12 protein-coding genes are annotated in these 15,304 nt (G+C 73.5%); 8 read left to right on the top strand and 4 right to left on the bottom strand.

From position 1 onward, the window contains the following. Window positions 1–37 precede the first annotated feature (37 nt). From BMX74_RS30420 to BMX74_RS30410, 3 genes are all read right to left on the bottom strand, one after another. Entirely contained in the window at window positions 38–1,282 is a 1,245-nt protein-coding gene (locus BMX74_RS30420; protein WP_055506632.1) for an acyltransferase family protein, read from the bottom strand. Between the two features lie 171 nt (window positions 1,283–1,453). Then, window positions 1,454–3,109 (bottom strand): LCP family protein, encoded by a 1,656-nt coding sequence (locus BMX74_RS30415; RefSeq protein ID WP_091104074.1) that lies wholly within the window; start codon window positions 3,107–3,109, stop codon window positions 1,454–1,456. Between the two features lie 195 nt (window positions 3,110–3,304). Beyond that, window positions 3,305–5,056, bottom strand: a complete 1,752-nt coding sequence (locus BMX74_RS30410; RefSeq protein WP_256257348.1) for a hypothetical protein — start codon at window positions 5,054–5,056, stop codon at window positions 3,305–3,307. A gap of 107 nt (window positions 5,057–5,163) precedes the next feature. Between BMX74_RS30410 and BMX74_RS30405 the strand changes: the two genes are divergently transcribed. From BMX74_RS30405 to BMX74_RS30395, 3 genes are read left to right on the top strand one after another with little or no spacing between them, the layout of a single operon-like run. After that, window positions 5,164–7,161: a hypothetical protein gene (locus BMX74_RS30405; RefSeq protein ID WP_091104072.1), complete on the top strand. Its 1,998-nt coding sequence runs from the start codon at window positions 5,164–5,166 to the stop codon at window positions 7,159–7,161. A 46-nt stretch (window positions 7,162–7,207) separates the two neighbouring features. Next, entirely contained in the window at window positions 7,208–8,137 is a 930-nt protein-coding gene (locus tag BMX74_RS30400) for a glycosyltransferase family 2 protein (RefSeq protein ID WP_091104071.1), read from the top strand. A gap of 3 nt (window positions 8,138–8,140) precedes the next feature. Next, window positions 8,141–9,202 carry a glycosyltransferase family 4 protein gene (locus BMX74_RS30395; protein WP_055506636.1) on the top strand — a complete coding sequence of 354 codons (1,062 nt, stop codon included), beginning with the start codon at window positions 8,141–8,143 and terminating at the stop codon, window positions 9,200–9,202. Here the strand turns inward: BMX74_RS30395 and BMX74_RS30390 are convergent. Beyond that, window positions 9,103–10,062, bottom strand: coding sequence for a lysylphosphatidylglycerol synthase domain-containing protein (locus BMX74_RS30390; protein WP_055506637.1), 960 nt, complete (start codon window positions 10,060–10,062; stop codon window positions 9,103–9,105). The two genes, BMX74_RS30395 and BMX74_RS30390, sit on opposite strands and share 100 nt — an antisense overlap. A 118-nt stretch (window positions 10,063–10,180) precedes the next feature. On the opposite strand from BMX74_RS30390, the gene BMX74_RS30385 reads away from it, so the two are divergent. The 5 genes from BMX74_RS30385 (at window position 10,181) to BMX74_RS30365 (ending at window position 15,282) form a co-directional block, all read left to right on the top strand. Beyond that, the gene (locus tag BMX74_RS30385; RefSeq protein ID WP_091104069.1) at window positions 10,181–11,008 is read left to right on the top strand and encodes a class I SAM-dependent methyltransferase; all 828 of its coding nucleotides are present in this window, start codon (window positions 10,181–10,183) and stop codon (window positions 11,006–11,008) included. Window positions 11,009–11,100: 92 nt separating this feature from the next. After that, a complete protein-coding gene (locus BMX74_RS30380) occupies window positions 11,101–12,003 on the top strand; it encodes a lysylphosphatidylglycerol synthase domain-containing protein (RefSeq protein ID WP_256257347.1) in 903 nt (300 codons plus the stop codon). A gap of 105 nt (window positions 12,004–12,108) precedes the next feature. Continuing rightward, a complete protein-coding gene (locus BMX74_RS30375; RefSeq protein ID WP_091104068.1) occupies window positions 12,109–13,227 on the top strand; it encodes a glycosyltransferase family 4 protein in 1,119 nt (372 codons plus the stop codon). 32 nt (window positions 13,228–13,259) lie between these two features. Beyond that, window positions 13,260–14,339, top strand: coding sequence for a mannose-1-phosphate guanylyltransferase (manB, locus tag BMX74_RS30370; RefSeq protein ID WP_256257346.1), 1,080 nt, complete (start codon window positions 13,260–13,262; stop codon window positions 14,337–14,339). Between the two features lie 46 nt (window positions 14,340–14,385). After that, window positions 14,386–15,282 carry a DNA-3-methyladenine glycosylase family protein gene (locus tag BMX74_RS30365; protein ID WP_055506640.1) on the top strand — a complete coding sequence of 299 codons (897 nt, stop codon included), beginning with the start codon at window positions 14,386–14,388 and terminating at the stop codon, window positions 15,280–15,282. Window positions 15,283–15,304: the final 22 nt, after the last annotated feature.

The raw sequence follows: 15,304 nt of genomic DNA, 5'->3' as shown, positions 1-15,304 counted from the left end.
ACCAGGTCAAAGGCGTTAATGCGGGTGAAACTACTGCTTAACTTCGTGAGGGGCGGCGATAGAGCCAGGTGAGGCGCGGTTCGAGCAGCCACTTGAAGACGGTGCGGGTCTCCGGCAGGCACAGGATGATCGCCAGCGCGAACGTGCTGGAGGCGATCGCCAGCACGCCGAGCGGCCCGTGCAGCCACGGCAGGTCGAGCCAGCCCTGGTCCTTGGCGATGAGGACGGGCACGCCGTGCAGCAGGTAGGCGTAGAGCGTGCGCGTGCCGAGGTCGGAGTACCAGGTCTCGCCCCTGGGCACCAGCGACAGCACGGAGAAGCACATGGCCAGCGAGCACACCAGCAGCCCGATGCGGACGAGCGGGCCCATCCACCACGACAGGTCCATGTCCTGGTAGCTGTGCTTGAAGTAGAACGGGTCGAGCGGCGCCTTGGGCGCGATGTAGATGGCGACGGCGGCGGCGCACAGCAGCGTGACGGCCGAGACGATCTTCACCCAGCGACGGTTGAGCATCTCGAAGTGCTCGGGCTGCATGACCAGGCCGAGCACGAAGAACGGCATGAGGCCGAAGAAGCGGTCCATGCTGAAGTCGCCGGCGATCTGGGAGTAGCCGGCGAACACGTAGATCGCGATGGACACCGGCACTGGGTGCTTCATCCGCTTCCACACCGGTGTGGACAGCCGCCAGAAGAGCAGCGCCAGCAGGTACCAGTTGAGCCACGCCGGGTCGATGATCGTGAGGCTCCACTTCTGGCCCAGCGAGAAGCGGAGCGCCGCGTAGCCGACCTCGACGATCACGTACGGCACGACGAACGTGTCGACCAGCTTGTTCGTCTTCGCGTTGGAGTTCCAGAAGTTTCTGGACAGGTAACCACTGATCATCACGAACAGCGGCATGTGGAACATGTAGATGAAGATGTAGGCGGCCCTGGACGAGTCGGCGTCGAGCGTGGGCACCAGCGAGTGGCCGAGCACGACCAGCGCGATCAGGACGAACTTGACGTTGTCGAGATACGGGTCGCGCTTGCGCTTCGGCTTGGGCTCCTCGGCCTCGGCGGCCTCGCCGGCCTGCGGACCCTGCGCGGACGCGCCTGGCTCACCCTGCTCCACCTGTTCCCGCAGCAGCCCGGGCCGCAGGCCCTCGGGATCGGTGCGGTCGCCCCAGACGGCGCCCTGCGGCATCGGCCAGCGGGACCCGGTGTGGGCCGGACCGCCGGGCTCGCCGGCGCCGTCGGGCGCACTCGGGGCCGTGACCGGTGGGGAGTACTTGGTGTCAGACACGGGGGAGTTCGCTCATCTCGGGGCCGGGGATCGCGACGGCAACGGGCTTGACTGACGCCTTCACGACGCCGTGCGCGCTGCGTCGCCGACCCGGAACAGATTAGCCCTCTCGCGGCGCTCCTGTCTCTCGGGCGGAGACAGAAAGCCCGGTTACACAGGGAACTTGGAGCGTCAGGTGCACACGTTCCTCTGCTCGGAGGCGGTGATCGTGCTGTTGTTCACGCTGTCAGGAAGCTTGGTCACCTTCACCGACCTGAAGTCGGAGCCCACCACGAGCTGGATGATCGGGGAGCCCTTCGAGGCCGCCGTGCCGGCCCCGCCGGCGGGCCCGGTCGCGGCCGACGGGACGTACCGCTGCAGGTTCCCCGCCCTGACCCGGCCCGAGGTGGGCGCGGGCTTGGGCAGCACCGACCCGGCGAGGGCGGCGGCGTGGTCGGCGCCGGTCGCGGCCGTCTTCGCGTAGCGGATCTGGGTGGCCGGCTGGCTGGAGCCGCCGGGGGTCTGGTAGTCGCCGACGCCGACGACGTCGAAGCCCTCCTTGCTCAGCAGGTCGGCGACCTCGCGGGCCTTGCCCGCCGTGGTGGTGCCGTTGAGCACCTGCACCTTCACCTGTTCAGGCTTGATCGTGGCCTTCGGCGGCGCGCTCGCGCTCGGGCCCGCCGACGGGAGCGCGATCTCGGTGTCGCTCTTGATCGCCTGGAACAGCTCGCCCGCGTCGGGCTGCTTCCACACCACCCGGTTCTCGTCCTGCGGGTCGGGGGTCCACGGGATGGTGATGAACTTCACGCCGCCCGCCGTCATCTCCTTGGCGCTCGTGGCGATGCGGATGAGCTCCTCGGTGTCGTTGGCCAGCTCGGGGTCCATGGTGACGGAGCCCACGGCGGCGGACACGAAGGCGCGCAGCTTGCCCACGTCGGTCAGCAGCTCGCTGCTCGTGGCCTTCTGGACGACCTTGCTGAGGAAGATCTGCTGCCGCTTGATGCGCTGGATGTCGCTGCCGTCGCCGTAGTGGCGCAGGCGCACGTAACCGAGCGCCTTCTCGCCGTTCAGCAGGCTCTTGCCGGCGGGCAGCACCAGCTTGGACGCCTTGTCGTTGACTCCCGACTTCAGGCAGATCTCGATGCCGCCGAGGGCGTCGACGATGTTCTTGAAGCCGCTGAAGTCGACCTCGACGAAGTGGTTGATCCTGATGCCGGTGAGGGTCTCCAGCGTGGAGATCGTGCAGGCGATGCCGCCCGAGTTGTACGCCGAGTTGATCATGTCGCGGCGCGGCGGCATCTCCTGCTTGGTCGTCTCGTTCCTGCACCTCGGGATCTGCACCATCGAGTCGCGCGGGAAGCTGATGAGCCGCGCCTGGTCCCGGTCGGGGGAGATGTGCATGAGCACGATCGTGTCGGTGCGCTTGCCGCCGGCGTCGGCCTCGCGGGCGAGCTTCTGGCCGTACCTGGCGTTGCCCTTGCCCGCGCGCGTGTCGGAGCCGACGAGCAGGACGTTCAGGGCGCCCGTGTCCGGCGGGCGCGGGTTCATGATGAGCGGGTTGAATCCCTTCTGCCTGATGTCGCCGACGAAGCCGCGGACCATCGCGTAGGCGGTGAAGGTCCCCGCGACCATCACGGACGTCGTCGCGATGCTGATCCAGGCCAGCACCCGCATCTTCCTCCGGCCGCCGTCGCCGCCCCTGGCACGCCTGGGCGGGGGAGCGGGCGGGCGCGCGGCGGCGGCGGCCCTGCGGGCCATGCGGCTGCCCGGCTGGGCGCCGGGCGGGCCGCCCGGCGGGGTGTTCGCGACCCTGGGGTCCTGCCCGGACGCGCTCCAGTCGTCACTCATACGCCCCCCAGCCTGACTCAGCCTGACTCCGCTCGCCGGCGGACCCGGCCCGGTCGCTCCGCGCCACGAGACCCACGGCGCCCAAGGCACCCACCAGAGCCGCGAGACCCGCGAGACCAGGTCACGTACGGCCTGCCCGTGCCGTGAGCGCCGGGATCGGCCGTGACCCCGGCGTGATGTCGCGGCACAGCATACTCAGGCCCGGACATTTCGTGGAATGTCCTTGACAAATCCTTTGCCTTCCTCGCTTCGCCCCCTCAGGCCCAGCGCGGCGGCCAGGAACGCGAGGGGCGCGGCGGGCAGCACGTACCGGTAGTCGAACTCGGCGACCGCCGCCGGCACCACGAGCAGCACCACCGCCGCCGACCACGGCACCAGCCAGTCAGGGACCCGCCGCCACGCGCCGACGCGCGGCCCGCGGCCCGCCGACCACGGCAGCAGCCGGTCAGGCACCCGCCGCCACGCGCCCCCGCGCGGCCCGCGGTTCGCCGAGCGCCGCCGCCACAGGGCCGCCGCCGGGGGCGTCAGCAGCGCCACCAGCAGCAGCGACCCCGGCACCCGCGCCACCGCCTGGTAGCCGCGCAGCCACCCCGCGAACGGCTCCACGATCCGCGTGCCGATCGGGCCCTGCTCGTAGCGCTCGGCGAACTGCGCGCCCACCCGCGCCGGGTAGCGGCCCGGCGGCCCCGGCGGGGTCCGGGGGAACTGGTAGTAGCCGTAGATCTCCGGATCGGGGTAGACCGGGCGGTCCCAGGTGAACGTGCGGCCCAGCTCCGACAGCACCGAGGCGGCGTAGTCGAGCGGCTGGCTGGTGATCGCGAGCCTGGCGAACCGGCCCGCGAGGGCGTCGGTCTCCTCGGTGAACGTGATGCCGGGCCTGGCCACCAGCGGGGAGTCCTTCGACCAGATGTACTCCTGCGACGGCGGGCGCCGCGACGGCGGGCGCGGGTCGCACAGGGTGCGCAGGTCCGGCGGCGGGTTCATCTCGGCGCAGTCGGCGAACGACATCGTGCGGGCGTACAGGAAGACGCCGTTAGCGCCCACCAGCCCCACCCGCTGGTGCGCCGCGTAGAACCACGCCCCGTACGCCAGGATCGGCACCAGGGCGACCGCGAGCAGCGTCACGGCCGGGCGCAGCCGCCCGCGCAGCGCGACCCACGCCACCGCCAGCACCACGAACGGCTGGCCGACCGTACGGGTCAGCGTCGCGGCGGCCAGCAGCAGCCCGATCGCCACCACCGGCGGCCGGCCGCGCAGGGCCAGGGCCACGGCCGCCATCACCAGGAACATGAAGAGCGTGTCCGACACCAGCAGGTGCTCCAGCTCGACCTGGTACGCGTCGAGCAGCACGGGCACGGCCGCCAGCGTGGCCGCCCACCTGGGCGCCCTCCGCACGGCCACGACGTACACCAGGACGCCCGTGGCGAGGCCCAGCAGGTGCTGCGCGGCCGTCACCACGGCGAAGGAGTGCAGCGGTTCGAACAGCTTGAGGAACATGGAGTAGCCGGCGGGCCTGACCAGGTCGGGGCGCGGCCTGAACACCGTGACGACGTAGGTGTAGGTGTCGGGGAACCACAGGGCGGGGCGGTAGCCCAGCATGGCGGCCACCCGCAACGCCACCCCGGCGGCCAGCACGCCCGCGAACCACCCGTGCCCCCGCACCCGCCGCCGCCACAGCCCGGCGAGCCACCCGTGCCCGGGTACCCGCCCCCACAGCCCGGCGAGCCGCTCCTGCCCTCGCGCCCGCCGCCAGGCGGCGGCGAGCGTCTCGCGCCGGAGGCCAGCCGCGGCGGCGCTCCCGCGGGCGCCCGGCGCTTCCCGCGGCGGGCCGCCCTCCTCGCGCGGGCCCGGTGCGGCCCGTGGCGGGCCGTCCTCCTCGCGCGGGCCCGGTGCGGCCGGCGGTGCGGTGGGCGTGTCCTGCTGGTCCGGGTGGGGCTCCGGCGTCACCCGTGCGTCCTCCCGCTCTTGCGGCACGTCTCTTGCGGCACGTCGCGTACGCTACCGCGCGTTTCCGTGCGGCCCGCGCACGCCGCGTTGGATACGCTCACTGTCCGATGGAACACGACCGCACCGGCCGCGGGCTCGCCGCGCTCTCCGTGCTGCCCGCGCTCGCCGTCGCGGGCTGGTTGCTCGCGGGCCTGCCGCTGCTGCTGCTCGGACGGTTCCAGCCGCTGCCGGCCACGCTGCTCGGCGTGCCGGTCGCGGCGCTGCTGTGCTGGGCGGGCACCCGCAGGGTCCCCGCGATCACGCCGGCGGGCCGGTGGAGGGCGGCCGGGGTGGCCGCCGTGGCCGTCTTCTCGGGCGTGTTCAACGCCGTGATGCACGGCGAGCAGGTCATCGTCAGGCGCGACCCGGCCACGTACGCGCAGTACGCCGTCTGGATCGCCAGGCACGGCTCACTGCCGATCACGTCGCAGGCGGAGGCGTTCGGCGGCCCCGACCCGTCGCTGGCCTTCGACAGCATGGGCTTCTACCCCGCCGACGGCCAGGTCGTGCCGCAGTTCATGCCGGGCGCGCCGCTGCTGTTCGCGATCGGCCACTGGCTGGGCGCGCCGTTCGTGCTGCCCGCCGTGCTCGGGGCGCTGGCCGTGCTGACGCTGGCGGGCCTGGTGGGCCGGCTGGCCGGCGGGCGGTGGATGGTGACGGCGGCGTTCGCGTTCGCGGTGAGCCTGCCCGTGCTCTACACGTCGCGCACCACGTTCAGCGAGATCCCGTCCATGATCCTGCTGTTCGGCGGCCTGTCGCTCGCGCACGACGCGCTGACCGGCCCGGCCCGTCCGACGTGGCGCGGCGGGCTGCTGGCGGGGCTGGTGCTGGGGCTGGCCGTCCTGGTGCGGGTCGACGGCCTGCGCGACGTGCTACCGGTGCTGGCGTTCGCCGGGCTGCTGGTGGCGATGCGCAGGTCCGGACGGCCCGAGGGCGCGGCGGGGCCGGGCCTGCTGCTGGGGCTGGCCGCCGGTGCCGGGGCCGGGCTGCTCGCGGCGTACGTGCTGGCCAGGCCCTACCTGAAGTACCTGTCGGGCTCGCTCGACCCGCTGCTGCTCATCTGCGGCGCCGTCCTCGCGCTGACCGCCGTGGGCACGGCGGCGGCGCCGCTGCTGGCCCGCCTCAGGCCGCCCAGGTGGGCGCCCGCCGCGGGCGCCTGGCTGGTCGTCCTCGTCATGGCCGCCCTGTACGCGCGCCCGTGGTTCCAGACGGTCAGGCGGGACCCCCAGCGTCCGGAGGACGTGATGACGGCCGGGTTCATCGCGAACGCGCAGCGCATCAACCGCCTGCCGGTCGACGGCACCCGGCTCTACTTCGAGGACTCCCTGCACTGGGTGGCCTGGTACGTCGGGCTGCCCGTGGTGGTGCTGGCCACGGTCGGCGCCGCCGTGCTCGTCCGCAGGCTGCTGCGCGACGGCGAGCCCTTCCCCTGGCTGCTGCCGCTGGCCGTCGTCGGGTGGACGACGGTCACCACGCTGCTGCGGCCCGAGATCACCCCCGACCACCCGTGGGCGGCGCGCCGCCTGGTGCCCATCGTGATCCCCGGGCTGATCCTGCTGGCGGTGCGCGGGCTGGCCTGGCTGCTCCAGACCCGGCCGGGCGTCGCCCGCTGGGGCGCGCCGCTGGGCGTGCTGCTCGTCCTGGCGCCCCCGGTGGTGACGTCGATCGGCACCGCGTTCACGCCGGTCGAGCGGGGCGAGGCGGCGGCGGTGTCGGCGCTGTGCGCGCGGCTGCCGCGCGACGCGTCCGTGCTGATCGCCGAACGGGTCACGGCCGACAGGTTCACCCAGGTGGTGCGCGGCACCTGCGGGCTCCCCACGGCGCAGGTGCGCAGGCCACACGGCGACACGGCTCCGGAGGACGAGGTGCGCAGGCTGGCCGCGCGGGTGCGCGCCGCGGGGCGGGTGCCCGTGGTGCTGGCCGCGACCGCCGGCCAGGTGCGCCCGTACGGCGAGCCCGCGCAGGTGATGGCGCTCTCGACCCGCCAGGACGAGCGGTCGCTGGTGAAGCCCCCGGACGGCACCTGGTCGCTCCGCGTGGACGTCTGGATGGCCGTCGCTCGCTGAGCGATGTGGATCCGGCGTACAGCGGGGCAGAGTACCCTCGACCCACGTGAGCACGCTAGAGACCTCCCAGAGTGGACCCGCCGTGGAAGAAGCGCCGTACGTCACGATCGTCCTGCCCTGCTACAACGAGCAGAACCACGTCATCCACGAGGTCGAGCGCATCACCAGGGCGATGGACTCCAGCGGCTACACCTACGAGCTGGTCGCCATCGACGACTGCTCCACCGACGGCACCCTGGCCAGGCTGATGGACGCCGCTCCGCGCTTCCCCCACCTGCGGGTGCGGGCCTTCCACCGCAACGGCGGCTCCGGCACCGTGCGGCGCATCGGCACGCAGGAGGCCAGGGGCGAGATCGTCGTGTGGACCGACGCCGACATGACGTACCCGAACGAGCGCATCCCCGAGCTGGTGCAGATCCTGGAGAAGGACCAGACGGTCGACCAGGTCGTGGGCGCGCGCACCAGCGAGGAGGGCTCGCACAAGCTGCTGCGCGTGCCGGCCAAGTGGGTCATCCGCAAGGTGGCCGAGATGCTGGCCGGGCAGAAGATCCCCGACCTGAACTCGGGGCTGCGCGCGTTCCGCAAGTCGGTGGCCAAGCCCTACCTGCGGCTGCTGCCGCCCGGGTTCTCGTGCGTCACCACCATCACGCTGTCGTTCCTGTCGAACCAGCACGACATCCACTACCTGCCGATCGAGTACGCCAAGCGGGCGGGCAAGTCGAAGTTCAGCTTCGTGTCCGACGCGTACCGCTACATCCTGCAGGTGCTACGGATGATCATGTATTTCAACCCGCTCAAGGTGCTCATGCCGCCGGCGCTGTGGCTGGTGGGCATCGGGCTCGTCAAGGGCGTGTGGGACATGGTGCAGCACCCGTTCTACTTCCCGGCCAACACCGTCATGATCTTCCTGTCCGGCCTGCTCATCGGGTCGGTGGCGCTGCTCGCCGACTTGATCGTGCGCTCCCGGGGAGAGTGAGCGGTGCGCGTCGCGATCGTCGGGCCGACGTACCCGTACAAGGGGGGCGGTGCGCAGCACACCACCGAGCTGGCGCACCGGCTGGCGGCGCACGGCCACGACGTGGTGATCGAGTCGTGGCGGGCCCAGTACCCGTCGTTCCTGTACCCGGGGCAGCAGACGATCTCCGCGCCCGAGGGCACGCCGTACCCGAGGACGGTGCGCAGGCTCGACTGGCGGCGGCCCGACGGGTGGGTGGCGGCGGGCCGGCGGCTGCGCCAGGCCGACCTGGCCGTGCTGGCCGTGCTCAGCCCGGTGCAGGTGCCCTCCTACCTCGGCATCCTGTACGGCGTCGGCCGCAGGACGCGGACGGTCGCCCTGTGCCACAACGTCCTGCCGCACGAGCGCAAGCCGTACGACGAGCCGCTCATGCGGGCGCTGCTCAGGCGGGTCGACGGGGTGCTCACCCACGGCGAGCAGCAGGCCGAGCTCGCCAGGGGGCTCACCGGCGCGCCGGTCCGCGTGGCGGCGCTGCCGCCGCACCTGCCGTCCACGAGCGCCGCCGCGTCCGGCGGGGTGCGGCGCAGGCTGCTGTTCTTCGGCATCGTGCGGCCGTACAAGGGGCTTGACCTCCTGCTGCGGGCGCTGCCCGAGGGCGTCTCGCTGACCGTGGCGGGCGAGTTCTGGGGCGGGCTCGACGAGACGAAGGCGCTCGTCGCCGAGTTGGGCCTGACCGACCGGGTCGAGCTCAGGCCGGGCTACGTGCCCGCCGGCGAGGTGCCCGCGCTGTTCGCCGCGGCCGACGCGCTGGTGCTGCCGTACAGGAGCGCGACGGCCAGCCAGAACGTGTGGCTGGGGCACGAGCACGGCGTGCCGGTGATCGCGACCAGGGTCGGGGCGCTGGCCGACCACGTCACCGACGGCGTCGACGGCCTGCTGTGCGAGCCTGGCGACGTGGCCGCGCTGCGCGCCGCGATCGAGCGGTTCTACGCCTCGGGCGAGCCGGAGAGGTTGCGGTCGGGGGTCAAGGCCGTCGATCCCGAGCCGTTCTGGGCGGCGTACGTGGCGGAGCTGCTGGAGACCTGACGGCCCAGCAGGAACGCGACGCCTGCGGCGGTGGCGTCGGCCAGCGTGAACGCCACGCGCGACACGATCGCCGCCGCGAGCGCCGGGCCGGTGCCGATGATCGGCCCGAGCACCAGCACCAGCGCCCCCTCCCTGACGCCGACGCCCGCGGGCACCACGAACGTGAGCAGGCCGGTGCACCAGGCGAACGCGTACGCGCCGGTGGCGATGACGTACAGGTCCCAGCGGCCGGACAGCAGCCAGGTGTGCAGGCCGTACACGAACCAGCCGAGCGCCGTCCAGGCGACGGCGGCGGCGACGGTGCGGCCGGGCAGGGCGCTCTCCAGCGGCTCCCTGCGGGCCACCCGCAGCGCCAGGTTGAGCCCCCACGTCAGCACCTTCGGGTGCAGGCAGACGACGATCACGGGGACGAGCAGCACGAGGTACCAGGCCTGGCGCACGGCCTCCTGGGTGGCGAGCGTGGCGGCGGCGATCGACAGGCCGACCCCGAGGTTGATCACCAGCCCGAGCGAGATCGTGGCGAAGGTGCGGCGCGGCGGGCTGCCGTGGTCGCGCCCGAGGTCCATCATCGCCGCGTACGCCCAGACCGCGCCGGGGATGTACTTGCCGAGCTGGCCCACGAACATGATGCGTCCCGCCACGCGCAGCGGCACCGGCGTGCCGAGCCCGGCCAGGATGCGGCGCCAGGCGACCAGCATGAGGAACTGGCCGGCGAGCACCGCGGCGAAAGCCCCGACGACGGCCAGGGGCGACATCGCGGCCACGGCCTCGACCGTCTGGTGCCAGTTGGTGGCCAGGCCGTATCCGAGGAAGGCGAGCGCGACCAGGGCGAGGGCGACGCGCAGCAGGCTGCGGAGCATTGGCCCAGGTTACGCGGAGCGGCGGGGCGCGGCCAGCGTGACGGCGAAGCGGTGGGTCCGCGGCGACGTGAGCCGGGCGGGCGGGGCGGGGGCCGGGGCGAGGGTACTGTTAACCGGCGTGGGTAAGGAACGCGTCGCACAGCTCGAGTACTCCGAGTTCCAGTCGGCCATGCTCGACGAGGGCAAGCGCAGGCGCAAGGCCGCGAAGATCATCGCGGTGCTGGAGCACTTCCACGGGCCGCTCTCGGGCCTGACCGTGGGCGACGTCGGCTGCTCGGCCGGGTTCATCGCCGACGAGCTGGCGCGGGCCGGGGCCAAGCACACCCTGGGCGTCGACATCGACGTGCCGGGGCTGCGCAGGGCCGCCGACAGGTTCGGCGAGCGGGTGGCGTTCGTCTGCGGCGACGGCACGGCGCTGCCGTTCCCCGACGGGTCCGTGGACGTGCTGGTCTTCAACCACATCTACGAGCACGTCGTCGACCCCGACGCGGTGGTGGCCGAGATGCGCCGCGTGCTGTCCGACGACGGGGTGCTCTACCTGGGGCTCGGCAACCGGCTCGGCATCATGGAGCCGCACTACAAGCTGCCGTTCCTGTCGTACCTGCCGCCCGCGCTCGCCGACCGGTACGTGCGCGCCTTCGGCCGCGCCGACCACTACTACGAGCGGTTCCGCACGCGGCGGGGGCTGCGCAGGATGCTGCGGGCCTTCCACGTCTGGGACTACACGCTGCCGGTGCTCGCCACGCCCACGAGGTTCGCGGGCGGCGAGCTGTTCCCCGGCCCGCTCGGCGCCCTCGTGCGCGCCGTGCTCTCGCGCACGCCGCGCGAGGTGCTGCGGCTGCTGCTGCCGCTCGTCCCGACGTATCTGTGGGTGGCCACGAAGACGCCGCGCCGGCCCGCGGGCCCCGCGCTGCCGCAGCCGCCCGAGCGGGTGCGGCCGCTGTGAGCCGGGGCGCGGCCCCGCGCGACGGGTCGGCGGCCTCCGGGAGGCCCGCCGGGGCCGGGGGGCGCCCCTCCCGCGATGCCGAGGGCGAGGCCGTGAGAGGCGGGCCCGCGCGGCGGGCGGCGCTGTCGAAAGCGGTGCTGCGCAAGGCGGTGCGGCCGGTGTTCCTGCTGGTCGCGCTCGGGTTCGGCGCCTGGGCGGTGGCCAGGCAGTGGGACGCCGTGGTGGCCGGGTTCGCCCGGCTGTCGTGGCCCGCGGTGGCGGGGTCGCTCGTCGCGGTGGTGGCGGCGCTGCTGGGCGCGATGCTCACCTGGCGCACCCTGCTGGCCGACCTCGGCTCGCCGCTGCCGCTCAGGCCCGCCGCGAAGGTGTTCTTCGTGGGCCAGCTCGGCAAGTACATCCCGGGCGCGGTGTGGCCCGTGCTCGCCCAGATGGAGATGGGCCGCGACCTCGGCGTGCCGCGCTCGCGCAGCGCCGCGGCGTTCTTCCTGATGATGCCGATCCAGCTGGCCAGCGGCCTGCTCGTGACGCTCGTCACGCTGGGCTGGGACCGTTACGGTTGGCTGCTGCTCGCCGTCCCGGTGCTGCTCGTCCTGCTCGAACCCAAGGTGATCAACTCGCTGATCGGGTTCGGCCTGCGCAGGCTGCGGCGCGAGCCGCTCGAACGCCCCCTCACCAGGCGCGGCATGCTCACCGCGCTCGCCTGGGCGCTCGCCGGCTGGCTCTGCTACGGCCTGCACCTGTACGCCGTCGCGCCGCAGGGCGGCGTGGTGTTCGCCGTCGGCGCGTTCGCGCTGTCGTGGTGCCTGGGCATCATGACGTTCCTCGTCCCGGCCGGGGCGGGGGTGCGTGAGGTGGCGATGGTCGCGGTGCTCGCGCCCGTGCTCGACAGCGGCTCGGCCATCGCGGTCGCGCTGTGCTCGCGCATCGTCATCGTCGCGGGCGACCTCCTGTGCGCGGGCCTCGCGGGAATCGCGACCCGCCGGGACACCGCGTGACGCGGCTCGTGTGATTCGGCCCACTATTGCCGGGATGCTCGCCATAAGCTGGAGCAGAGGGGACGCCCCAGTCCCGCGTTGATCTTGAGGGGAGAAGATCTTCGTATGCCTCGGGTGCTCGTGGACGCCGCAGCGGTCCCCGCCGACCGCGGCGCACTGATCCGCTACGTCGACGGTCTGGTGGGCGCGCTGCACCGCGCGGGAGCCGATCTGGCGGTGGTCTGCCAGCGGGCGGAGGCCGAACGCTACCGCGGCATCGCGCCGTCCGCCGACGTCATCCCCGGTCCCGTCGCCATCACGAACCGGGCGGCCAGGCTCGCCTGGGAGCAGACCGGGCTGCCGCTGCTCGCCCGCCGGGCCGGGGCCGAGGTGATCCACGCGCCGTTCTACTCGATCCCGCTGCGCGCGGGCCTGCCCGTCGTCGCGACCGTGCACGACGTCACCTGGTTCACCGAGCCGGAGCACCACAGCCCGTCCAGGGCGTCGTTCTTCCGCTCGGCCACCCGCACCGCCGTGCGCCACGCGCGGCGGGTCATCGTGCCGTCCAAGGCCACCAGGGACGAACTCGTCCGCGTCCTCGCGGCCGACCCCACGCGCATCGACGTCGCCTACCACGGCGTCGACACCGCCCAGTTCCACCCGCCGACCGAGGAGGAGATCAGGCGGGCCTCCGACAGGTGCGGGCTGCACGGCCAGCCGTACGTCGCCTTCCTGGGCGCGCTCGAACCACGCAAGAACGTCCCCAACCTGATCCGCGGCTTCGCGAGGGCCGCCGCGCGGATGGAGCGCCCGCCCGCGCTGGTCATCGGCGGCGGCGTGCACGAGGCGGACGTCGACGCCGCCTGCCGCGAGGTCGAGGCGACCGTACGCGTGATCAGGCCCGGCTACCTGCGCGCGCCCGACCTGCCGGGGTTCCTCGGCGGCGCGCTCGTCGTGGCCTTCCCCTCGCGCGGCGAGGGCTTCGGCCTGCCCGTGCTGGAGGCCATGGCCTGCGGCGCGCCCGTGCTCACCACCCACCGCACGTCGCTGCCCGAGGTCGGCGGCGACGCCGTCGCGTACACCGAGCCGGACGCCGACAGCATCGCCGAGGAGCTGGGACGGCTGCTCGGCTCGCCCGAGCGGAGGAGGCGGCTCTCCGCGGCGGGTCTGGCCAGGGCCCGCGAGTTCACATGGGACGTCTCGGCCGACGCACATCTGAGCTCTTATCAACGCGCGATCGAATAGTTCGCTAGTCTCACCGAGTGATGGAGAGCTCTTTGCCAGACCTCGAGGCGATCCTCCTGGTCGGGGGGCAGGGCACACGCCTGCGTCCACTGACACTGGGCACGCCGAAGCCGCTGCTGCCCACCGCGGGGGTGCCGTTCCTGGCCCACCAACTCGCCCGCGCCCGCTCGTTCGGCGTGCGCAGGATCGTCTTCGCGACCTCGTACAAGGCCTCGATGTTCGAGCCGGTGTTCGGCGACGGGTCTGCCCTCGGGCTCTCGCTCGAGTACATGACCGAGGAGACCCCGCTCGGCACGGGCGGCGCGATCCGCAACGCCGCGCAGGCGCTCGGCGCGGGCCCGTCCGACCCGGTGCTCGTGCTCAACGGCGACATCCTGTCCGGGCACGACATCGGCGACCAGGTGCGCGCGCACCTGGCCCGCGAGGCCGCTGTAACGCTCCATCTGACCGAGGTCGACGACCCCAGCAGGTTCGGCTGCGTGCCCACCGACGACGAGGGGCGCGTCACCGCGTTCCTGGAGAAGACCCCCAACCCCGTCACCAACCGCATCAACGCCGGCTGCTACGTCTTCACCCGCTCCGTCATCGACCAGATCCCGAAGGACGAGGTCGTCTCCGTCGAGCGGGAGACGTTCCCCGGCCTGATCGAGTCCGGGCAGCTCGTGCTCGGCTACGCCGACAGGACGTACTGGCTCGACGTCGGCACCCCGGCCGCGTACGTGCAGGGCTCGCGCGACCTCGTGCTGGGCCGCCTCGGCTCCCCGGCGCTGCCGGGGCCGCACGGCGAGTACCTCGCCCTGGAGGGCTCGCGCGTGTCGCCCGAGGCGAAGGTCAGGGGCGGCACCGCCGTCGGCGCGCGGGCCGTCGTCGAGGCCGGGGCCACGGTCGTCGGCTCGGTGCTGAGCGACGGCTGCGTCGTCGAGGCCGGGGCGATCGTCACCGACTCCGTGCTCGGCAGGGGCGCCAGGGTCTGCGCGGGCACCGTGGTGCGCGACGCGGTCGTCGGCGACGGCGCCGTGGTCGGGCCCGGCAACGAGCTGCAGGCAGGGGTGCGCATCTGGCCCGGCGTGGAGCTGCCGGAACGCGCCGTCCGCTACAGCAGCGACGTCTGACCGCCTCCCGGCGCGGGCGCTCCTTCGCGCGCGGCACACTGGACGGGTGAGGGAGCGCTGGTGGACGCCCGAGGGGCCGCTCGATGTGGGGCTCGCACTGGCGCCCCACAAGCGCGGCGGCGGCGACCCCGCCTGGCGGCAGACCGCCGACGGCGCCGTCTGGCGCACCACGAGGACTCCTGACGGCCCCTGCACGCTCAGGGTGGGCGTGCGGTCCGGCGCGGTGCACGCCCAGGCGTGGGGTCCGGGCGCGGAGTCGATCCTGGAGTCGCTGCCCGCGCTGCTCGGCGCGTACGACGACGTCTCCGGCTTCGCCGCCGCGCACCCGGTGCTCGCCGAGGCCGCCAGGCGGCACGCCGGGCTGCGCATCGGCCGCACCGGCCGGGTCATGGAGGCCCTGGTGCCCGCCGTGCTGGAGCAGAAGGTCGTCGGCCAGGAGGCGTGGCGGGCCTGGCGCTGGCTGCTGCGCCGCTACGGCGAGCCCGCCCCCGGCCCAGCCCCCGACGGCATGCTCGTGGTGCCCGAGCCGTCGGTGTGGCGGGAGATCCCGTCGTGGCACTGGCACCGGTCGGGAGCCGAGGCGGTCAGGGCCAGGACGATCGCCACGGCCGCCTGGCACGCCGCCAAGCTGGAGGCGGCGGCCACGTCGCAGGAGCTCGACCGGCTGCTGCGCGCCCTGCCCGGCGTCGGCGTGTGGACGTCGGCGGAGGTGCGCCAGCGCGTGTTCGGCGACCCCGACGCCGTCAGCGTCGGCGACTACCACCTGCCCTCGATCGTGGGGTACGCGCTGACGGGGGAGAAGACGGACGACCGGGGGATGCTGCGGCTGCTGGAGCCGTACCAGGGGCATCGGCACCGGGCGACGGTGCTGATCGGGCTGACTGGCCTGCGCCCGCCCGCGCGCGGCCCCCGCATGCCGGCCCGCGACTACCGCGCCTTCTGAGCGTGCCGCCCGGTGTGGCCGT

The sequence above is a fragment of the Nonomuraea pusilla genome (assembly GCF_900109355.1).
GTDB lineage: Bacteria > Actinomycetota > Actinomycetes > Streptosporangiales > Streptosporangiaceae > Nonomuraea > Nonomuraea pusilla.
The sequence above is the reverse complement of the archived record's forward strand: the minus strand, read 5'-3'. Positions and strand labels throughout refer to the sequence as shown.